At 58.2% G+C, this 21,905-nt stretch carries 19 protein-coding genes; 9 read left to right on the top strand and 10 right to left on the bottom strand.

Features of this window, described 5'->3' with window-relative positions; genetic code table 11:
- The 5 genes from RYH70_RS08365 to RYH70_RS08345 form a co-directional block, all read right to left on the bottom strand.
- Positions 1-1,122 (bottom strand): glycosyltransferase, encoded by a 1,122-nt coding sequence (locus RYH70_RS08365; RefSeq protein WP_284456178.1) that lies wholly within the window; start codon positions 1,120-1,122, stop codon positions 1-3.
- A 6-nt stretch (positions 1,123-1,128) separates the two neighbouring features.
- Positions 1,129-2,352, bottom strand: a complete 1,224-nt coding sequence (locus RYH70_RS08360) for an oligosaccharide flippase family protein (protein ID WP_317010056.1) — start codon at positions 2,350-2,352, stop codon at positions 1,129-1,131.
- Positions 2,349-3,614 (bottom strand): hypothetical protein, encoded by a 1,266-nt coding sequence (locus tag RYH70_RS08355; RefSeq protein WP_284456180.1) that lies wholly within the window; start codon positions 3,612-3,614, stop codon positions 2,349-2,351. The genes RYH70_RS08360 and RYH70_RS08355 overlap by 4 nt, the downstream gene beginning before the upstream one ends.
- 14 nt (positions 3,615-3,628) lie before the next feature.
- Positions 3,629-5,011, bottom strand: coding sequence for a phosphomannomutase/phosphoglucomutase (locus tag RYH70_RS08350; protein ID WP_317010055.1), 1,383 nt, complete (start codon positions 5,009-5,011; stop codon positions 3,629-3,631).
- A gap of 165 nt (positions 5,012-5,176) precedes the next feature.
- Positions 5,177-6,328 (bottom strand): MFS transporter, encoded by a 1,152-nt coding sequence (locus RYH70_RS08345; protein ID WP_317010054.1) that lies wholly within the window; start codon positions 6,326-6,328, stop codon positions 5,177-5,179.
- A 310-nt stretch (positions 6,329-6,638) separates the two neighbouring features.
- Between RYH70_RS08345 and RYH70_RS08340 the strand changes: the two genes are divergently transcribed.
- The gene (locus RYH70_RS08340) at positions 6,639-8,030 is read left to right on the top strand and encodes an aminotransferase-like domain-containing protein (RefSeq protein ID WP_022996160.1); all 1,392 of its coding nucleotides are present in this window, start codon (positions 6,639-6,641) and stop codon (positions 8,028-8,030) included.
- A 124-nt stretch (positions 8,031-8,154) separates the two neighbouring features.
- Here RYH70_RS08340 and RYH70_RS08335 read toward each other — a convergent pair whose 3' ends face one another.
- From RYH70_RS08335 to galE, 4 genes are all read right to left on the bottom strand, one after another.
- Positions 8,155-10,128: a polysaccharide biosynthesis protein gene (locus tag RYH70_RS08335; RefSeq protein ID WP_317010053.1), complete on the bottom strand. Its 1,974-nt coding sequence runs from the start codon at positions 10,126-10,128 to the stop codon at positions 8,155-8,157.
- A gap of 699 nt (positions 10,129-10,827) precedes the next feature.
- Complete coding sequence (locus RYH70_RS08330; protein WP_317010052.1) at positions 10,828-11,604, bottom strand: ElyC/SanA/YdcF family protein; 777 nt, start codon at positions 11,602-11,604, stop codon at positions 10,828-10,830.
- Positions 11,605-11,622: 18 nt separating this feature from the next.
- A complete protein-coding gene (locus tag RYH70_RS08325) occupies positions 11,623-12,237 on the bottom strand; it encodes an acetyltransferase (protein ID WP_022997485.1) in 615 nt (204 codons plus the stop codon).
- Between the two features lie 200 nt (positions 12,238-12,437).
- On the bottom strand, positions 12,438-13,448 hold the full coding sequence (gene galE / locus RYH70_RS08320; protein ID WP_026950035.1) for a UDP-glucose 4-epimerase GalE: 1,011 nt from the start codon (positions 13,446-13,448) through the stop codon (positions 12,438-12,440).
- A 233-nt stretch (positions 13,449-13,681) separates the two neighbouring features.
- Between galE and RYH70_RS08315 the strand changes: the two genes are divergently transcribed.
- From RYH70_RS08315 to RYH70_RS08280, 8 genes are all read left to right on the top strand, one after another.
- Complete coding sequence (locus RYH70_RS08315; RefSeq protein ID WP_317010051.1) at positions 13,682-15,346, top strand: AMP-binding protein; 1,665 nt, start codon at positions 13,682-13,684, stop codon at positions 15,344-15,346.
- On the top strand, positions 15,343-16,512 hold the full coding sequence (locus tag RYH70_RS08310) for a thiolase C-terminal domain-containing protein (RefSeq protein ID WP_317010050.1): 1,170 nt from the start codon (positions 15,343-15,345) through the stop codon (positions 16,510-16,512). Before RYH70_RS08315 ends, RYH70_RS08310 begins: the two co-directional genes overlap by 4 nt.
- A 26-nt stretch (positions 16,513-16,538) precedes the next feature.
- Positions 16,539-16,961: a Zn-ribbon domain-containing OB-fold protein gene (locus RYH70_RS08305; protein WP_317010049.1), complete on the top strand. Its 423-nt coding sequence runs from the start codon at positions 16,539-16,541 to the stop codon at positions 16,959-16,961.
- A gap of 148 nt (positions 16,962-17,109) precedes the next feature.
- On the top strand, positions 17,110-18,246 hold the full coding sequence (locus RYH70_RS08300; RefSeq protein WP_317010048.1) for a type 2 periplasmic-binding domain-containing protein: 1,137 nt from the start codon (positions 17,110-17,112) through the stop codon (positions 18,244-18,246).
- Positions 18,247-18,248: 2 nt separating this feature from the next.
- Entirely contained in the window at positions 18,249-18,779 is a 531-nt protein-coding gene (locus RYH70_RS08295; RefSeq protein WP_317010047.1) for a TRAP transporter small permease subunit, read from the top strand.
- Entirely contained in the window at positions 18,772-20,094 is a 1,323-nt protein-coding gene (locus RYH70_RS08290; protein ID WP_055100611.1) for a TRAP transporter large permease, read from the top strand. Before RYH70_RS08295 ends, RYH70_RS08290 begins: the two co-directional genes overlap by 8 nt.
- A gap of 64 nt (positions 20,095-20,158) precedes the next feature.
- Positions 20,159-20,461: a type II toxin-antitoxin system HigB family toxin gene (locus tag RYH70_RS08285; RefSeq protein WP_258954074.1), complete on the top strand. Its 303-nt coding sequence runs from the start codon at positions 20,159-20,161 to the stop codon at positions 20,459-20,461.
- Entirely contained in the window at positions 20,458-20,823 is a 366-nt protein-coding gene (locus RYH70_RS08280) for a helix-turn-helix domain-containing protein (protein ID WP_022997494.1), read from the top strand. Before RYH70_RS08285 ends, RYH70_RS08280 begins: the two co-directional genes overlap by 4 nt.
- Before the next feature lie 494 nt (positions 20,824-21,317).
- On the opposite strand, the gene RYH70_RS08275 is transcribed toward RYH70_RS08280, so the two are convergent.
- Positions 21,318-21,875, bottom strand: coding sequence for a Fic family protein (locus RYH70_RS08275; RefSeq protein WP_394356130.1), 558 nt, complete (start codon positions 21,873-21,875; stop codon positions 21,318-21,320).
- Positions 21,876-21,905: the final 30 nt, after the last annotated feature.

Here is a 21,905-nt window from a genome sequence, read left to right as displayed (position 1 = left end):
CTAACATGCCTTCTTGGGTAAAACCGACTGATATATGTCCAGCCATTGTGATACAATTTCATCCAGAGAAAATTCAGCGAGCACCTTTTTTCGCCCCTTCTGTCCCATTACCATGCGCTCGTCCTTGGGGATGGCCATCAGTTCTGTTAAAGCGGAACTGAGAGCCTGGGCGTCCTGAACCGGCACGAGAATACCAACGGATCCATCCCTTCCCAGGATTTCTGAAGGGCCACCGCTCTCAGTAGCAACGACAGGAAGTTGACATGCAAGCGCTTCTGCCACAACCAGTCCATAGCCCTCTTCCACTGACGAAGAAACAAATGCATCGGCCTTCGCATACCATGGCCGAACATCTTGTTGTTTTCCAACCAAATGTATGGATTCCACCAATCCTTTCTGCTCAATGAGATTACGAATAACGGTCTCTTCCTCCCCATAGCCAACAATAAGCAGTCGCCAGTCCGATCTAACAGAGTTCAAGAGAGCAAACGCATTTATCAGATTAGAATAGTCTTTCTGCCAGTGAAACCTGCCAATAGCCAGCCATGTGAACTCTGTCCTTTTTGTTGACTCTCGAGAAGCCGAGTCTATGGAAAAGTGACTTAGATTGATACCGTTATATACAACCCTACATTCGTCCGACACTGCTTTCACCGACAAAAATCTATCTTTAACCGCCTTACTCACGCCAGTATCCAGACTAGATAGTGGTCTGGTCACCCTATATAGAAAGTCTCTGAAAAAACCACCTTCATTCGTACTATGTATCGTACATATCAAGGGGAAGGATGGCTTCAAGATACGAGCGATACGACTAAAAATATTAGCATGCACCATGTGGGCATGAACTATATCATATCCATCATCCTCTATCGCTCTGAGCATTTTGTGCAGGGCCAACGGCAGCATGATCACTTTATCAAGCCCCAATGAGCGCACCTTTACCCCAAAGCTCTCCAGCTCATATACCAGGGAGGCCACAGGACTTTTTAGAGAGATAACGGTAACAACATGACCTTTTTCCCTCATCCGCTTAGCCAATTGAACCACCTGCAGCTCCGCCCCCGCGTAGTCTAAAGTGGTAGACACTAAAGCTATATGCATGACTCTGTCAGTAATCATCAGGACTCATATTCTTCGGGCTTTATAAAAAAACAAGGATAGCAATATAAATTCACCAATCAACGTTGCCCATACCATTCCAACCGCTCCTGAATGAGCTATAAGAACCACACCAATCAACAGGGTAATCAAACAACTTATGATCATTGAAGTGCCTGCGAACTTTTCCTGCGACACGGGAACCAGCAAGCTCATCGCGATAGCCTGAGCGACTAAGCGCATCGGAACCAGCCAAGCAAATAGCAGGACGAGCTCTTGGCTTTGCTTATAACCATCACCAGTAATTATGGCCAGTACCTGCGGACCGGCAAATACGATCATAAGTGCGGCAAGCACTCCTATAAAAGCGAATCCGCCAATGAGAAACCAACTTACCTTTAACGCCCTCGCACGGTCATCATGGAACTTTTTAGACATCCAGGGAAGCACTACAGCCAGAATGGGGATGCCGACACCTACGGCAGCGCGAACCACCTTCTCCGCTGGAGCATACAAGCCGGCCGCATAAGAGCCAGCCACGCTGCCGACCAGTGCAGGCGAGGCTATTTGAAGTATATTGCTACTGCTGCGATATAAAAAGGAATGAAACCCAAAACGTACTTCCCTAATCCCCTCCTTGAAATTCACGGCGCAAATGCCGACTGCTTTTATGGCAGCAATATTCGTAATTATAACATTGAGAGCCGCAAAGAGAATCATTACGTAAAAAGCCATCGCGACATCGCCGCCCTTGGATACCAGCATCCATAGTACTAGCAGTCCTAAAAGTCGACAAAAAATATCCACAACCATTGGAAAGATAACGCGTTCGACACCTTGAAAATACCAAAGGGGGCTAAACCCAAAAGAGGCAGAGTATAAAAAAACACCTATCCACATAAGCCTTGATAGATGACCATCAGAAGAAAACAAAAAATAAAAAATAAAAACAAAGACAGCAACGCAAGAAGAAAGCATCAACTTCGCTGTCATTACACCACTATAGATTGACTTTATCTTTTTGGAATCATCGCGCGCTATGGAAACCCGCTTGGCTGCGTTGATGTTAAAGCCGAACTCAAGAAATGTAGCGAAGATCAATCCGAAAGATTGTGCTAAGACAATCTGGCCATACCCCGACACACCCAGACTACGAGTGAGTATAGGCAGCTCCAAAAGAGGAATAATATAACCAAAAACATGCCCCAAAGTCAGCCAAGAAGCATTTTTTATTGCCCTCTTTCCGCTCACACCCTGACACTCTCTGATTTATTGATCAGCACAGCCATGGCGAGCAACACCACTCCCCATTCAGAAATGGTATTACTGACCGGATGAAACAGGCCATGACCGGCATAAATCATAACAATAGCTATAGCAATAGTATTTGCTCGCAGACTCTTCGCGTCCAAACACTGACCTCTTATTTTTTTAAAAAATACCAGAAGGGGAATAAAGAACAACCCTGAAAAACCCACGAACCCGGCAACCCCTTGATCAGACAGCACTTGCAAATAGGCCATATGAATGACCATATCAATACCATACGCGGGCACAGTCGTGCTAAGAACACCTCCCCCCCATGGGAAATTGTCTACCGCCTGGTATATTCCTGAAAGAAGCATATCGAGCCTGGTAACATCAGCACTCAGAACATATTCCGCAGTGTTTGCTCGTTCTGGAAGCGATGAGTCAAGGCTTGAACTAGAAGCGGTCAACCAGTCATTGGTCGCCTGCCACAATATTGGCTTTGCAACGGAAGACACAAGCAGTATCACAGCCAGCATGCAACCTGCCTTCAACCAAAAAGAACCACCCTCCTTTATTACAAATCTGCTCATTAATCCCATAACAGGAATTATCAGTATCGTGAAAAGAAACCCCGTTCTACTTCCATCCAAAACAATCAGTGACATTGCCACAATAAACCAAAAAACATGTTTTAAATTTGCTTTCTTAAAAACAGCCAAGGCCGCCCACGGCATCAAGTAGATTCCCACCTTCCACAGTATCCCAGGAAATGCCACAGCAGTGCCAAATCTACCAGGATAAAAGTGCAACCCTTCTTGCCATCTAAACAAGATCAATCCCCAAAGAACCACCAGTGAGAAAACGGATGCAATCTTCAATCCCTTAACGATCATATCGATACTAGGCTGCAACACAACCAGGATAGCCAGAAGAGCCGCCAGGGCGCTGTATTTTAGAAAGGAGGATACAGCAAAGATATCGGACACCAGCCAAGAGGTGATAAATGACGCCATATACAACAAGAAAAAGACCAGCATTACTCGCCATTGTTTTTCCATGTTCTCGGTGGAAAAAAAGAGGCTTCTGGTTTTCAATTTACGCGCCAAAATCAGGATAAATGGCACACAAATCATCACCCAATAAGCGAAAATTCCCACTATTTCTCTCAAGTTCTCAAGAGATGAGAGCAGCACCATAGCAACCACAGATACACATAAAATCTTAGCCCCTTTCAATTCGAGGCCTGGGTTTTTAAATTCCATTCAAAACCACCAAGTCAGAATTCCAAAGCTTCCTTCATCGCAATTTCGACCTTATCACTTATCCTTTTTCTTATATTCTCCAAAGCTTCTTTGGACGCTCCCTCAAACCTTAAGACAAGCTTAGGCGAAGTATTGGATGCTCTACATAAACCCCAGCCATCTTCGTAATCAATCCTAATACCGTCCATATCAGTAATTATACCTGGCTCATCAACACATAGACGCCTGAGTCTTTCAATGACGACAAACTTCTTTTCCTCGGCGACATTCACTGTTATTTCAGGGGTTGAGAAGAGCGTTGGATACCTATTGAAAAAATCCAGAGGTTTTCCCCCGCCGCTATCAACAGCACGCAACAATCTTATTGCAGCAACAATAGGATCGTCGACACCAAACCAATCATCCTGAAAGTAAAAATGCCCGCTCATTTCACCAGCAAGCAACGCGTGGGACTCCCTCATCTTCGCTTTAATCGGAGAGTGACCCGTTTGACACATCTCAGCCCTTCCTCCCGCCCTCTGTATTACATCAAATACGGCGGAAGTACATTTCACATCGAACAAAATCTTTGCTCCCGGACAACGGCTCAGCAGATCCTCCGCCAGGGCCATCAAAACAATGTCGGAATAAATTGTGCTACCATCGGGTAATACTACACCGAGCCTGTCAGCATCTCCGTCAAAGGCAAAACCAAAGTCCGCTTTCTCTCTCAAAACCACATCTTTGAGCTCGGTCATATACTCGGGAATACTTGGATCAGGATGGTGATTTGGGAAGCGGCCATCGACATCCTCGAATAGCGTAGTTATCGAACACCCCAGCTCGGAGAAGATTCTAGGCGCAAGGATTCCACCCACACCATTTCCGAAATCAAGAACTAATTTGAACTTTTTATTTGGCGCAGCGTGGTGTCTAAGAACTTCAAAAATATAATCTTCCTTGATATCAATCTCCTTGTATTTTCCGAGACCATAATTCAAATTACCAGTCTCCACTCTTTCCTTGAGCTTGGTCAACTCGGCCCCACCTAGAGACTTACCTTTCAACAGAACCTTGAAACCATTATAGTCTCGTGGATTGTGGCTTCCGGTTACCATCACACCTGAAGCCCAATGCCGCCCCGAGCAAACAGCAAAATATAAAGCAGGAGATGGCAGCATCCCCAGATCCACGACATTGCACCCTGAGCTTCGTATACCGTCAATAAGGCAGCTCGCCAATGCCGGAGTCGACAATCGTCCGTCTCTGCCGACCATCACATCAGCTTCATTATGCTCCAGCACCTCTGAACCTATGGCCTTCCCTATCCAATACGCAGCATGATCATCCAGGTCCTCTCCATAAACCCCCCGAATGTCGTAAGCTCTAAATATCGTATCGGACAGCATCAATGACATACTAACCCTCGGCCTTGGGTGGATCAGCAAAGCATTCTATACGCTTCCTTCTCACACTGCTCCCCATAGAGATTCCCTTCCTAGTCATTAGTGCCAGGGACTCTGTAAAAAGTTTTTCTGCTGTGAACGAGAGCTCCCCTGCGCTACGTACCAAATGACCTGAAGCTAATGCACCATCGCTTTTCTCCCCTCATAAAAGGTGCAGATTAGCAGTATGCCAACCAAGCAAGTCAGCGTTACGCCGAATGTCTGAAGTGCGAAGGAGTGACCCAACCAATCCACCAGCACCCCGGTCACCATCACCGGCAGGATGAAACCGAAGTAGGCCATCAGGAAGAACCCGGCGCTGGCCGCGGCACGGCGTTCCTCGCCCAGCGCCAGCACGGCGCTGAGGCCGCCCAGGTAAATGAAGCCATAGCAGGCGCTGCTCGCCAGCACCGCGCCCGCCAGCACGCCGGCGAATTGCCCGTGCAGCGCTCCCCAGGCGATCAGAGCGTAGGCCACCGGCAGGATCAGCAGTCCGATGCGGGTGGAAATGCGCGATGGCAGCAGCCGGGCCAGGGGCTGGAACAGCACGCCGCAGCTGCAAGTGGCCAGCACCGCGAAGCCGGACCACTCGCTCAGGCCGTGCTTTTGCAGTGCCGAAGGCAGGATGGCGATGACCAGCCCCACCGTGCCCCAGGCCAGCAGGATCGCCCATCCGAAGATCAACGAACCCGCCGGGAAGAACGGTAGCCGGGCCAGCGGCGCTAGGCTTGATCTGGCCGCGTCATCCCTCAGGCCAGCGACCAGCACAAAGGCCAGCGCCGCGGCCAGCAGATAAAGTGGAAAACTGGGCGGTGTCAGGCTACTGGCTTGTAGCAGAAACAGGCTGGTCACCGCCGGGCCCAGACCGAAGCCCAGAGAGGTGGCGGCGGTGACCCAGTTGGCGGCACGCCGGTGGTCCCCACCGGAGAACAGGTCATACATGTAACCGGGCGCCACGCTGGAGGCCAGCGCCGTGGCCACCCCGACCAGGAAACGGGCGGCGCCCAGGGCCAGAATTCCCGGGGCGACCAGGGTCAGCGTCGTCGCCATCAGACACAATACCAGCGCCGCCAGAATCAGCGGCTTGCGCCCTACCCGCTCCGACAAGCCATTCAACGCCAACAGCACGGGGATGATGCCGAATACGTAGCAAGCGAAAGCCACCGTGGTGGCTCCCACGCCAACACCGTCCTTGGCGGCCAGGGCGCTATACAGCGGCGCCTGGAGGTTGGAAGCGGAGGTGATGATGCAGAGGGCAAAAGCCAAACGCAGGGCGTCGAAACGGCGCATAACGGACCTTGAGAAAACGGGATACATGGGCCGCCTCACTCGGGCACGCATGCGCGCCCCGACCTGGGCGGGACCACACCATGGTCGTATTCGCCGGATTCGACGGTAAGGTACACTTGGCTCTGGTTATTGATGAACTGTTCCGGGTTTTCCGGTAACGGTCGCGGGTATCGCGGTCTGTAAGCCACTGTGGGAGCTTGCCTGCAAGCTCCCACAGCAGCCCTGTAGCGGCCTCTGAATTCAGGCGAATCGGGGCTCCACAAGAATTCGCTTGCAAGCAAGCTTCCCACAACGGCCTTAAGGACTTGGCATGAAGCTGGATATGGACCCGGACTCGGGGCTTCCCATAGCGCTGCAAATCGAAGACGGAATCCGCCACTGGATCGTGCGAAACGGCGCCGGTGGCGGCAGCCGGCTGCCGTCCATACGCCGCCTCTCCAGTGAGTTGCATGTGAGCCGCAACGCCGCCATTGAAGCCTATGAACGCCTGGTGGCTCAGGGGCTGGTACGTTCCAAGCCCGGGTCCGGCTTCTACGTGGCGGATGGCGCCGCCAGAATGCTGGCCGGCACCGAGCCGGTCTCCGAGGAGGAGGTCGCCGACGATCGCTGGAGCCTGTTTCAGAGCGACGCTTCCACGCTGAAGCTCGGCTGCGGCTGGCTGCCGGGCAGTTGGCTGGAAGTGGAAGACCTCTCCTACGCCATCCGCCAGGTCACCCGCCAGGACAGCGCCGGTATCCTCGATTACAGCACGCCCCTCGGCACCCCGGAGTTGCGTTCACTGATCAGAGAGCGCCTTCGGCTGCTCGGTATCGACGCCGGCACTCAGCAGATCCTGCTTACCGGCGGCGGCAGTCATGCTCTGGACCTGCTGGTGCGGCTGCTGCTGAAGCCTGGCGACACCGTGTTCGTGGAATCGCCGGGTTACTACAATCTGCTCGGCCTGCTGAAGCTGCAGCAGGTGCAGGTAGTGGGGGTGCCTCGGCTGGCCGGCGGGCCCGACCCGGAGCGCATGGCGCACCTGCTCAAGACCCACAAACCCAAACTGTTTTTCACCAACAGCGTGTTCCAGAACCCCACCGGCACCACTCTGGCGCCAACCTTTGCCCACCGCATCCTGCAACTGGCGGAGCAGCACGACTTCCAGATCGTCGAGGACGATATTTATGCCGACTTTCAACATGAGCCGACACTACGTCTGGCGGCCCTCGACGGCCTCAGGCGGGTGATCTATCTCGGCAGCTTCTCGAAAAGCCTTTCCAGCTCACTGAGGGTGGGATTTATCGCCGCGGCACCGGCGCGGATCAAGCCGCTGGTGGACATCAAAATGCTGACCAGCATTTCCGCCTCCCGTTTCTCCGAGCAGGTGGTCATGACCATGTTGCACAACGGCGCCTACCGCAAGCTGGTGGAACGGCTGCGCACTCGGCTTTCAGCGCAAATGGTCACCGCCCTCAACCTGGTGCGGTCGGCGGGCTGGGAGGTGCATTCCGAACCAGCGGGAGGCATGTTCATCTGGGCCCGTTATCCGGGCGTGGCGGATTCGCAAAAACTGGTGGATCTGGCCCGGCAATCCGGCGTCAGCCTGTCCCCGGGGCACCTGTTCCTGCCCGGTGAAACGGCCTCGCCCTGGTTGAGGCTCAATGTGGCTTATACCCGTGACCGGCGGGCGATACGGTTTTTGAATGATCCGCTGGGAATGTGATCGCCCTTTCGACGGCTTGTTTCTCAGCCGCTGTGGGAGCCTGCCTGCAGGCGAATGGGCTTCAAGCCCAAAAGATTCGCCTGCAGGCAGGCTCCCACAGCGGCTCGAAAAAGATTGAAGGAACTCAGTGCGTTGGCGAAGGCGCCTTGTAGGGAGCCGCCTTCTTGTGCACGGCCTGATCGGCGGTCGGCCGCAGAACCGGAGCGTCGTCGTCATCCTGACGTGGCTGGTAGCCGTTCACATAAGACCGCAGCAGAGCACGCAGAGCATCCTGATCACCGCGTTCCAGCGCGGTACGGAAACGGTCCAACGCCTCGTTGATCTCAGCCGGCGTCAACTTCTCTTCGTGGGCCTGCATGATCATCTCATGCTCGGTTTCGATAGAGCACTCACCGATCAGCAGTTCCTCATACAACTTTTCACCAGGACGCAAACCGGAGAACACCACTTCAATGTCACCGTCCGGGTTGGTGGCGTCGCGCACACTCATCCCCATCAAACGAATCATGGTGGTGGCCAGATCCATGATCCGCACCGGCTCGCCCATATCGAGCACGAACACCTCACCGCCCTTGGCCATGGCACCGGCCTGAATCACCAGCTGGGCCGCCTCGGGAATGGTCATGAAGTAACGGATCACGTCCGGATGGGTCACCGTCACCGGGCCACCTTGCATGATCTGCTTACGGAACAACGGCACCACCGAGCCGGAAGAACCCAGCACGTTACCGAACCGCACCATGGAGAAAATGGTGTTGTCGCTGCTGCTGGCCAGGGACTGCAGTACCAGTTCGGCGAAGCGTTTGGTGGCCCCCATCACGTTGGTGGGCCGCACCGCCTTGTCGGTGGAAATCAGAATGAAATGCCGTACTCCGGCATCCCGCGCCCCTTCGGCGGCGGCCAGGGTGCCAATGATATTGTTGCGCACCCCGGCGTCCGGGTTGGCCTCGACAATGGGAACGTGCTTGTAGGCAGCCGCATGGTAAAGGGTATCAATGCGTTGTTCCTCGCACAGGCTCTTTACCAGCCCCCGGTTCACCACGGACCCCAGCATCGGCACCAGTTCGATGTCCTTACCGCTCTCCCGCAGCACCCCGCTCAGTTCCCGCTCGATGTCGTACAGCGCCACCTCGCTCTGCTCCAGCAGCACCAGGCGGCTCGGGTTCAACTTCAGAATCTGGCGGCACAACTCGGACCCGATGGAGCCGCCAGCGCCGGTCACCATCACATGCTTGCCGCTGATACAGCGGCTTAACAGATCCAGCCGCGGCGGCACCGCGTCGCGACCCAGCAAATCCTCGATGGCGACATCCTGAATCTCTTCCAGACGCGCCTTGCCGCTGGCGATATCAGCGAAGGCCGGTACCGTCTGCACCCGCACATCCAGTTTCTCCAGCCAGCTCACCACCGCCATGCGACGCTGCCGGGACAGATTCGGCATCGCCAGCAACACGGTGCGAATACGCTCTTCCGCCACCGCCTGTTTCAAGGTCAGACGATCCACCACCGGCACACCGGAGAGCAAAGTGCCTTGTTTGCCCGGATCGTCATCCACCACTAAAACCGGATGCAGCTCCCGCCCTTGTTGTAAAGCGGTAACCAATTGTCCTCCGGCGCCACCGGCGCCATAAACCGCCACCGGCTCGGTGGTAAAATAGCCGGACATAATCCGGTACAGGAACCGCCGTGCCAAAAAACGGCTGGATCCCAAATACAACACGCCCAGGGCCCAGAAAATCAAAAACACGGACCGTGGCACCATCGCCGGCACCATATAGGAGAGGCTCGCTAAAACCACCACCGTGGCGGTCATGCCAAGCACCACCGACCAAGCCACCTCGGCGCCAAGGTAACGGACAATGGAACGGTAAAATCCAAGGAGATAGAGCGCGGGCAGTCCCACCAGCACGGTCAGCGGGAATAACCAAACATCTTCGATTGGCGGGAACAGATTGCCGAAACGCAAGGCGTAGGCGGTCCACAACATTACCGGCAGTGCCACCGCGTCCGCCATCAGCATGATGGCCCTTTTTTGCCAGCGGGAGCACTTGAGCACCCGAGCCACGGCACTGTGCAGTGGTGATGAAGCGGTATGCATAGGACCTGTCCTTAGTCGTCTCAATGTCAACGAAAGAGAGCCATTATCATGTGATGCAGTTCACACTTCCAGGCCCGCACGTAACGTTTTATAGCCCGCGCGTTAGGTAAACCGAGTGTAAATGTGAATGCGTGACACTCTTTGTGACGCACCCACGACGCCCTGCTGTTTTTGCAATAATTTAACGTTTTTACAGCAACCGGCTGAGCAGGAAAATCCCCCATTCAGGGGATTGACAACATCTGTCCGAATCCTTCCGGCGAAGGGGCGATATAATAGCAGGTTTAATACCCAAGGAAGTGTTCGAAAACGACATTTTTGTAACAGGGGAAAGAGCAACGTCGGCTCAGGAAGCAACACTCCGCAACATTTGGTAATTGTAATCGGCGTGGTGACGCGGCATGCTCGGATTATCGCGCAATGGATGAGCAACAACATGGATGTGGCCGGAGCGTGATGATCAAAGCTTTCTTTACGACATTATCTCCTTTTGATTTCGCATTCCGCGCCTCTTTCAGAGGCGCATTTTATTTCATATTTCCCCACATATCCTGAACATAGCTACGAAGCCGCTGTGGGAGCTTGCCTGCAAGCGAACGGGCTCTTGGTCCCCAACAGATTCGCTTGCAGGCAAGCTCCCACGGACAGGGCGGGCTCCCACAGCGGCTTCGTAGTCCTGTCTGTGGAAAGCTGCAGTTACTACCGCGTGTCCCCCTGCCACCAGGCACCCAGCCTCTCCCACCAGCTCAGTTCCAGCACATAGAGCGGCTCCGCCCCTGGCAAACGGTCCCCCCAGTGCGCCCGCCCCAGCCCCGGGGTCCAGTAGGGCCCGGCCGGCGCCGGCACCGCATCAATGCCATGCTGGCGAAACAGCGCCAACGCCCTCGGCATGTGCAGCGCCGACGTCACCAGGATCACTCGCTCTTCCGGCGGCACCCAGCGGGCCACCGCCCGGGCTTCCTGTTCCGTATTCAGCGCATCCGGGGAGCGCCAGATCGCTTCCTCCGGCACGCCCCAGGCCATCGCTACCTCCGCCATGGCATCCGCCGAGGTCACGGTGTCCGGAGCAGCGTCCGGGGCGCCTCCGGATACGATCAGCCTGGCCGAGGGTTGCAGTTGAAACTGGCGCACCCCTTCGGCCAGCCGGGCCAGGGAATGGGGTCGTAATCGGGAAGGCGGCGGCAACGCAGGATCATCCAGAGCGCCCCCGCCGAGCACCACCACCCAGGATGCCGGCGGCGGCGTGGTCAGTGGCGGATAGGCGTGTTCAAGAGAGCCGCCGAGCCAGCGGGCGGTGCCCGGCATGGTGAACAGTAACAGCAGCACCGTGCCCATGGTGACCATGGCCAGCGCCCAACGGCGCGCCCGGCCCCACCAAAGCAACACCGTGCCGCAGATCAGAAGCAGCAATACCGGCGACACCGGCATCGCCAAGGAGGCCACGACCTTGGCCCATTGAAAAGTGTCCAGAGTCATCGGGGGAAAACGGGCTCCTTATCGCGCCGGCACACCCATGATGGTGACGCCGTCGGGCACATCGTGCAGCACCACGGCCCCCGCGCCCACCACCACGTTAGCGCCAATGGTGACCCCCTCCTTCACCACCGCGCCAATGCCAATGAAGCTGCCCTCCCCCACGGTCACATCACTGGCCAGATGCACGCCGGGGCAGACATGGACACAAGCGGCCAGCCGGCAATCCCGGTCCACCGTGGCCCCGGTATTGACGATGCAGCCCATGCCCAGTACGCAATCCACGTTGACCACGGCGCTGGCGAACACCACGCTGCCCGCGCCCATCTCCGCGAACCGGCTCACCGACGCATGGGGATGAACGATGGTCGCCAGGGTCGCCCCCGACTCCAGCAGTTCCGACAGTTTCTGCAAGCGGACATTATTGCGCCCGATACCGACGGTCACCGAATCCATGGCGCCGAGTTCCTCCAGCAGCTCGCCACTGCGACCAGAAACCTGCCAGCGCCCATTGGTCTGCTTCCTGGGCCAGGCGTCATCGTAAAAAGCGATTTTGCGCCACCCGGACGCAATGGCGGTATCGGCGATGACTTTGCCGTGCCCCCCGGCTCCCAGAATCCCCAATGAACGCGTCATGGCAACCTCCTTGGTCTGGTCAAAGCGTCCTTTCCTTGTATCACCGACCCGCACCACACGCCAGCGGGATTACATTGCTGCTGCTCTGTAGCGCCTCTGTGGGAGCCAGCCTGCTGGCGAATGGTCTTGTCTCCAATCACCGCAACAATTCGCTTGCAGGCAAGCTCCCGCAAAAAGCCTACAAAGCGTCGGGACGGCGCCTAGCGATACCCCTCGGGATTACTCTCCTGCCAGCGCCAATGGTCCGCGCACATGGCGTCCACGCCACGGGTGGCTTTCCAGCCCAGTACCTGTTCCGCGTGAGTCGGGTCCGCATAGCACACCGCCACGTCACCGGGCCGGCGCTCGACGATGTCGTAGGGAATATCGCGACCGCTGGCGCGGGCAAAGGCCCGCACCATATCCAGCACACTGTAACCCTGGCCGGTGCCCAGATTGGTGGTGATCAGCCCCGGACCGGTCAGCGCCTCCAGCGCCGCCAGATGGCCCTGAGCCAGATCCATGACATGGATGTAATCCCGCACGCCAGTGCCATCCGGCGTGTTGTAATCACCTCCGAAAACACGCAGTTTTTCACGCTTGCCCACCGCCACCTGGGCAATATAAGGCATCAGATTATTCGGCTCGCCGTTGGGATCCTCGCCGATACGACCGCTCTCGTGCGCCCCCACCGGGTTGAAATAACGCAGCAACGCCAACCCCCAGGACGGCTCGGCGCGATAAAGATCGCGCAGCATGTCCTCGATGTGGAGCTTGGTGGCGCCATAGGGATTGGTGGCGCTGAGCGGGAAATCCTCGCGGATCGGCACCGTGGCGGGATCACCGTAGACGGTGGCGGAAGAGCTGAACACCAAGCGGCGAACGCCAGTCTTCTCCATCGCCTCCAGCAGGCGAATCGTACCCACCACGTTGCAATCGTAATAACGCAGCGGTTGAGCCACGGACTCGCCCACCGCCTTCAGGCCGGCGAAATGCACCACCGCTTCCACCTGGTGATCCCGCAACACCTGCTCCATGAGCCCGCCGTCACGGATGTCCCCTTCCACCAGCGCCACGCTTTTGCCCGCCAGAGCTTCCACCCGGCGCAGCGATTCGGCGCTGCTGTTGCTGAAGTTATCCACCACCACCACCCGGTGGCCCGCTTCCAACAGCAGCAATACCGTGTGAGAGCCGATATAACCGGCACCACCGGTGACCAATACCGTCGCCATCTTGATTCCTTCTCCTTTGTACGCGTCCTGGATGCTTGGAGTGGTTGCTACCTTAATCGTTTCCCACGGAGAGGGCTACGAAGCCGATGTGGGAAGCTTGGTAGCTCCTCTGTGGGAGCCAGCCACCTCACCCGCATACGTCTAGCCAGTTGACGCAAGAACAGGAGTGTCGCCCGTTCTAGGCTGACCGGTCAGTCGAGCCTGCCCTTCCTCGCCAACAAGGAGAACCGATCATGGCCAGCGAGCCGTCTCTGTTGCACAAAACCATTCCCGACGTGGCCCGGGACGCGGCCGAGCAATGGCCGGACGGTGTCGCGCTGCGTTATCACGGAGAATCGATCACCTTCGCACAGCAATACCAACGGGCCTGCGCGTTGGCCAAGGGACTGAGCAACCTGGGTATCGGGCCCGGCGATCACGTGGCCACCCTGATCGGCGGCCGGCCGGAATGGTTCTATCTGTCCTACGCCATCAGCCTGCTGGGAGCGGTGATCGTGCCGATCAACGTGACCTTCCGCCGCCAGGAACTGGAACACGTGCTGCGCTGCGCCGACGTCAAGGCGCTGGTGACCATGGACGAATTCCGCGACGTGGACTATCTGGCCCTGTTCTCCGAACTGCTGCCGGAACGGGTCGCCGCCGCGCCGGGCTTCCTGCACAGCCAACGCTTCCCCCATCTGAAAACCGTGGTGACACTGAGCCCGGCGGGCAGCACCCACGATGGCTGTTTCGACTTCAACGACGTCATGCGCTCCGGCGCCCACGTGCGGCCATCGGAAGTGGAAGCCTGGTTCGCCCGGCTCTCCCCCAGCGCACCGTCCTATATTCTGTTCACCTCCGGCAGCACCGCCTTCCCGAAACCGGCGTTGCGCAGCCACGGCAGCAACGTCGCCATCGCCGGTCATCTTTATCAATCCACCTTTCGCATGAAACCCGGTGACCGCCAGCTCGGCATGTCGCCCTTCTACCATGTCGGCGGCTGCATCTATACCACCCTGGGCAACGCCTTGTTCGGCGCCACCACGGTGCTGATGGACTACTTCGAAGCGGGCCACGCCCTGAAGCTGATCCGCGAGGAAGGCATCACCTGCATGGGCGGCTTCGACACCCACTACCGGGCCATGTCGGCGCACCCGGACTTCGCCGATACCGACGTCAGCAAGGTCGACCGCATCATGCTGGCCTGCGGTCCCGAGTGGTACGACAAAGTTCGCGAGCTGGGCTTTGGCCACACCTCGGTCACCCACCATTACGGCTTTACCGAAGGCACCTCGGTGGCGGTGCCGCCGGAAGAAAACGACGAGGTCGTGCGCAAGAACAGTAACGGCCGCCCTTTCCCCGGCTGCGAAGTAAAAATCGTGCACCCGGAAACCGGCCGCGAATGCGCCGCCGACGAGCCCGGAGAAATCTGCGTGCGCGGCTGGTCGCTGTTCCTCGGCTACTACAAGATGCCGAAGCAAACCGCCGAGAGCATGGACGACGAAGGCTTCTTCCACACCGGCGACTACGGCTGGAAAGACGCCGGTGGCAACGTCTACTACCGGGGCCGTTTCAAGCAGATGGTGAAAACCGGCGGCGAGAATGTGTCGCAGCGGGAAGTGGAAATGTTCCTGGAACAGCACCCGCATATTGCCACCGTGCAAGTGGTCGGCGTTCCCGACGACCGCTGGGGCGAAGCCGTTACCGCGGTGGTGGAAACCCACCCCGGCAAGGATTTGGAACTGGAAACCCTGAAAGCCTTCTGCAAGGAACGCATCGCCGGCTTCAAGATACCCAAACACCTGGTGGCGGTAACGCGGGAAGAATGGCCGATCACCCTCACCGGCAAGTTCGATAAGCCGGCACTGCGCACCCTGGCCATGGATAAACTGGGTCTGAACACCGGGGCCGCGTCATGAGCCGCTATCGACCGGACACCGCCGCCATCGCCGGCATTGGCGAAACCGAATACACCCGGGGCACCGACAAAAGCGGCCTGCAACTGCTGATGGAAGCCTCGCTGAAAGCCTGCGCCGACGCCGGTATCGAAAGCAGCGCGGTGGATGGCCTGGTGATGACCTCACGGGTGGGCACCAACGAGGACTTCGTCGCCGGCCTGGGCATCACCGATCTGAAGTTCCACGCCCACATCAAGATCGGTGGCGCCAGCCCGGTGGCCGGGTTGCACCTGGCCTGCCACGCGGTGGCCTCGGGCATCGCCGAACGGGTGCTGGTCAGCGCCGGCCGCAACGCTTACAGCAGCATGCGCCTGGGTGCCACCGACTCCGGCCCCCGGGTGGTGTGGCCCGGCGACGACATCCGCCGCAACCTGGAATACCCCTACGGCATGATCGCGCCGATGCAGTGGTACAGCCTGCACGCCAACCGCTGGTTCCATGAAACCAACGCCAGCCGCGAAGGGATGGCCACGGTGGCCTTGAACACCCGCCGTCACGCCCACCTCAATCCGCGCGCCTGGTTCCGTGATCGGCCCATGAGCCGGGAGGACTACGACGCCTCCCCGATGCTGGTAACGCCGTTCAAGCTGCTGGATGTGTGCCTGGAAACCGACGGCGCCGCCGCCATTCTGGTCACCCGCGCCGACGCCGCGCGCCGCGCCGGTGGCAAGCCGCCGGTGTACGTGGCGGCCACCGCCGAAGGCCATCCCGATTCCCCGGACGATCTCAGCAATCGCCCGGACATTCTCGGCATGGGCATCGGCAAGGCGGCACCGCGGGCGCTGGACATCGCCGGCATCCGCCTGGACGAACTGGATTTCGCCGAGATCTATGACTGCTTCACCTTCATCGTGCTGCGGCAACTGGAGGAAATCGGCTTCTGCCAGCGCGGCGAGGCGCCGGACTTCGTCGCCAACGGCCGCATCGCCCTGGGCGGAGAATTACCGCTGAACACCCACGGCGGCTTGCTCTCCCAGGCGCATATCTCCGGCATGAACCATGTGGTGGAGGCGGTGCGCCAACTGCGCGGCGACGCTGGCCAGGCCCAGGTGGCCGGCGCCCATCTCGGCCTGGTCACCGGCTATGGCGATTTCGGCGACGGCGCCATCGCCATCCTGCACAACTAATGGTCACAGGACCCAGCGAGGACACCATGGGTAACCCCGTTCAACGCCCCCAGCCCGACATCGAGGATCCACTCTATCAGCCGCACTTCCAGGGCCTGAAAGAGCAGCAACTGCGGGTACAACAATGCGACGCCTGCGGTCAGTTGCAATGGCCGCCCCGGGACCTGTGCAAACAGTGCCACGGCGACCGTTTCCACTGGCCGGTCATGCCTGATCAGGCGGTGGTCTACACCTACTCCGTGGTGTACCGCGCGCCCCATCCCTGGTTCAAGGAGCATCTCCCCTACGCCATCGTCGTCGCCGAACTGGAAAACGGCTTAAGACTGCTCGGTAACGCCTTCGGCGCAGACGTGGAGAAGATCCAATGCGGCGTGCGTGTGAAAGCGCACTTTCAGCACGACGAGGACAGCGGTGTCTGCTTTTTGCAGTGGGTGCCCACGACGAGTTAATCGAAGCCGCTGTGGGAAGCTGCCTTGGCAGCGAATTGCTTTCCTGCCGTTGGCGATTCGCTTGCAAGCAAGTCTCCCACAGCGGCTTCGTAGGCAGAACAAAGCGAATCAACCAACGCCATTCCTAAAACAAATCCAGGAGCGTTCCATGAATCCCATCAAAACAATGCTGATCGGCATCACCGCACTCACCCTGTTCACCCTGGCCGGCTGCTCCAGCGAAGCCGGTGATGCCGCCGATACCAACACCGAGAAGAGCACAGCAACCTCCCAAGAAACCTTCACCTGGAAAATGGTCAGCACCTGGAGCGACACCTCCCGCTCCGGCGAATACGAGCAGGAATTCGTCGACCTGGTGGACCAGCTCAGCAACGGCCGTTTGAAGATCAAGCGGTATTCCCAGGGCCAATTGGTGAGCCCGACCCAGGTACTCGACACCGTCAGCAAAGGCACCGTGCAAGCCGGTGGCGACTGGCCCAACTACTGGTCCGGCAAGAACACCGCCTTCGATCTGCTTGGCTCCCACGTAATGGGCTTCAGCGGCTACGATTTCTTTCAGTGGATCTACGCCGCCGGCGGCCTGGAGCAATACAATCGCATCTACGGCAAATTCAACACCGTCTACTTCCCGATCACCACTCTGAGCACCGAATCCGGCATCCGCTCCAACGTGCCGATCCGCGGCCTGGAAGATTACAAAGGACTCAAGGTGCGCATCGCCGGCCTGATCCAGACCCGGGTAATGACCGAGCTCGGCGCCTCGCCGGTATCCATCGGCGTCTATGACGTTTATGAAGCCTTGCAACGGGGCGTGGTGGACGCCGGCGAAGTGGGCGGCCCGGATTCCGACGAAATCCTGCACCTGCAGGACGTCACCAAATACTGGTCCACCCCGGGCTGGCACCAGAGCGCGGCGGTCTATGGTATCGCCATCAACAAGGACGCCTGGAACGAACTGCCCGAGGACCTGCAACACATCGTCGCCACCGCCAGCGAAGCGATCATGGCCCGCTCCACCGCCGTCCGCAACTATGTGGACGGTGTCGCCGCGCACCGCTTCGAGGACGAGTACGGCATCGAGGTCAACCAAATGCCCGACGAAGATCTGAAAACCATCGAAGGCATCGTCAACAAAGCGGTACGCGACATCGCCGCCAAGAACCCGGACTTCCAGGAAGTGCTGGAAAGCCAGCAAGCCTACCTCAAAGCCTACGCGCCCTACCGCCGCATGCAGGGCCCCTGGAGCTTCGGCACCAATGAACTCAACGGCTACCGGCTGGATTGATCATGCAGGCCATACGCCACCTTATCCGTATTCTCGACGGCATCAGCGACTGGGTTGGCCGCATCGGCGCCTGGTCGGTGCTGGCGATGATGCTGGTCACCGTGTTCGAAGTGGTCAGCCGCCGGGTCTTCAACGCCCCCGGCATCTGGGCCTTCGAGACCATCACCATGCTGTTCGGCTTCCACTTCATGATCGTGGCCGCCTATGCCCTGTTGCATCGCAGCATCGTCTCCGTGGACCTGCTCTACGAGCACCTGGGCCCGCGCGCGCAGGCGCTGCTCAGCATCGTCAGCTACCTGGTGCTGTTCTTCCCGTTCGTGATCACCGTGGCGGCCCACGGCATCGCCTTCACCGAGTATTCCTGGTCCATGGGCGAAACCAGCAACACCGCCTTCGCGCCACTTCTGTATCCGTTCAAGGCGGTGATTCCGGTCTGCTTCGCCCTGCTGGCGCTGCAAGGCCTCTCGGAAACCCTCAAACACCTTCTGGTACTGATCGAAGGCGGCGACCAGCCGGAGGCGCAACATGAATGAAGTCTGGATCATCGCCGGCATGTTCGCCGCACTGCTGCTGGGCATCGCCACCGGCCACCCGATCGCCTTCGTGTTCGGCGGTATCGCCATGCTGTTCGGTCTCACCAGCTGGGGCACCGGCATCATCGACATTTTTGTCAGCGCCGTGTTCTCCACCATGAACAACTACACCCTGGTGGCGATCCCGCTGTTCACCCTGATGGCCAACTTCCTGTCACGATCGGCGGTGGCGGAAGGTCTGTTCGAATCACTGCGCTACCTGCTGGGCCCGGTCCGCGGCGGACTGGCGGTGGCGGTGATCGTGGTCTCCACCATCTTCGCCGCCACCACCGGCATCGTCGGCGCCTCGGTGGTCACCATGGGGCTGCTGGCCGCCCCGGTGCTGGAAAAATACGGCTACCGCAAGGAAATCTCCGCCGGGGTGATCACCGCCGGCGGCACCCTGGGCGTACTGATCCCGCCCAGCATCATGCTGATCGTCATGGGCAATGAAGCGGAGCTGTCGGTGGGCAAGCTGTTCCTGGCCGCCATCGTGCCAGGGCTGCTGTTGTCGCTATGCTACGTGCTGTACGTGCTGGGGCTGTGCTGGCGCTACCCGGAACGCGGCCCCGCGCTCAGCCCGGAAGAAGCCGCCGCCATGCCGGTTGGCAAACGCATCAGCGGCGCGCTGGTCAATCTGGTGCCACCGGTGATTCTGGTGGCGGCGGTGCTCGGCTCGATCTTCTCCGGCTGGGCCACCCCCACCGAAGCCTCCGGCGTCGGCGCCTTCGTCGCTCTGCTGATGACCATCGCCTACGGCCGCTTCAGCCTCACCATGCTCAAGGAATCGGTGCAGGAAACCGCCAAGATCACCGCCATGGCGATGGTCACCATTGTCGGCGCGGTGTGCTTCACCGCCCTGTTCCACAGCATGGACGGCGACCAGATCATCGTCGATTTCGTCAGCCATCTGAACCTGAACAAATGGGGCGTCTACCTGGTGATCATGGTGCTGACGTTCGTCCTCGGCGCCTTCATCGACTGGATCGCCATCGTGCTGATCCTGTTCCCGATCTTCCTGCCGCTGATCCGGCAATACGATCTGGACCCGCTGTGGGTGATCACCTGCGTGGCGGTGATGCTGCAAACCGCCTTCCTGACCCCGCCGGTGGGCGGCAGCCTGTTCTACTTCAAGGGCGTGGCACCACCGGGCATGCAATGGGGCCACATCCTGCGCGGCGCCCTGCCCTTCGTGGCGGTGATGCTGGTGGTGGTGGTGCTGATTTCCCTGTTCCCGCAACTGGTGCTGTGGCTGCCCGGGCAGGCGAAGTTCTGAAGCGTCCAGGCAGTTCACTTGACTCCCAATATGGGAGGGCGTATTTTCTCCCAAAAAGGGAGGAATGATGAGAGTCATCGCCAAACGGACGGTAAAGGCGTTTTGGGAACAGCCGGGGCACAGCGACGCTCAAACGCCTCTCATCGAGTGGTACAACATGCTGCTAAAAGCGACATGGGCTACCCCGAATGAGCTGAAGGCCGACATCGCCACAGCCAGCATTCTTAAAGGAGGGCGTGTGGCCTTCAATATAGGGGGGAACAAATACCGGGTGATCGTTGCGATCCGGTATGACAAACAGATTGCCTGGGTACGCTTCATTGGTACCCACGCTCAGTATGATGAGGTTGATGCGGAGACAATATGATGAATATTCAGCCGATCCATACCGACGCCGATCTGGAGCGCGCCTTTGCTCGCATGGAGCAGCTGTGGACCGCCGAAGAAGGCTCGGAGGAAGCCGATGAGCTGGAGGTACTGTCCATTCTGATCGAGAAGTACGAGGATGAGCACTACCCCATCGGCCCATCCGATCCAATTGAAGCCATTAAATTCCGAATGGAACAATTAGGGCTTACCAACCAGGACTTGGAGCCCTACATAGGTTCCAGTGGCCGGGTTTCCGAAGTCTTGAACCGGAAAAGAGGGCTCAGCCTGAATATGATCCGGCGTCTCCATCACGGTCTGAGAATTCCCTATGAAAGCCTGATGAGCGACGCCGCCGCCTAGCCGGAGCGTTCCAACTGCCCCAGCACCGGAAGCCGCATTCGCCAGCAGGCTGGCTCCCACGGATTACGCCACGGAGCCGCTGTGGGAGGCTTGCTTGCAAGCGAATTGCCAACGGCAGGGAAAATAATTCGCTGCCAAGCGGAGCGCCGCCCGGGCAGCTCCCACAGGGGCTTCGTAGTTGAGGTTCCTGTGGGAGCCAGCCCGCTGGCGAATGCGGCTTCCGGTGCCAGGATTCGCTTGCAAGCGGAGCGCCGCCCGGCAAGCCTCCCACAGCGGCTCCGAATTCAGGCCCGAGCCCCTTCTCCCCCACCCTCCGGCGTCGCCTTCAACAAACACCAGCACGCCGTCAGCACCCCGAGAAAGCCGGACAACCCGCGCACGTCCCGCAACAGGGACTGCGTCAGCCCGCGACCGTATCAAAGACACCACCGTTGAACTGAATGAGGGGCACCTGAGCGGGTTTCAGCATGATGTACTCAAAATGTTGTTCGGAATCAGTTTGGTTTAGAGGATGCCAATGCAGCGCGGCCTTTTTCCGTTAAGCGGTATTGCTGCAAGCGGCTATTGGGTTTGTCTGGCAGGGTGTATTCAATATAGCCTTCCGACAATGCTGGGCGGAGGTAGAGTTTTTCAAAATTATCACGACCTCGAAGCCCAAGGGTATTCATCATCTCCTTACGGCTCATTGGCACTTGCAACACCGCAATGAGCTTGGCGACTTGCCCTGTGACTTGCCCTCCCACTCTTCCAGCCTCACCCATCGGCATACTCAATCGCACAAACTGGGACACGAAAGTAAACTGCTCCCGAGAGTAGGCTTTAAGAATGCGCGGCATGGAATAGCCGGAAAAGAAATCCTCCTGCTCTTTGCCAGGATGGATAATCGCCGCCGAGGTGAATCGCCCCGGTTTTGTCGGAGGCTCCAAACCTTGAGAGGATGGAGCAATGAGCAAACCAATGAGATACCCCCCAGAGTTCCGGGAGCGGGCTATGCGGATGCTGCTGGAGCAGCAAGATAAATACGACGCCCAGTGGGCAGCGATGAACTCCATCGCGGCCAAGGCAGCTTCCCACAGTGTGAG

Source organism: Alloalcanivorax xenomutans (assembly GCF_032810065.1).
In the GTDB taxonomy this organism is placed as follows: domain Bacteria; phylum Pseudomonadota; class Gammaproteobacteria; order Pseudomonadales; family Alcanivoracaceae; genus Alloalcanivorax; species Alloalcanivorax xenomutans.
Note: the sequence above shows the minus strand (reverse complement) of the source record. Positions and strands in the feature narration are given on the sequence as shown.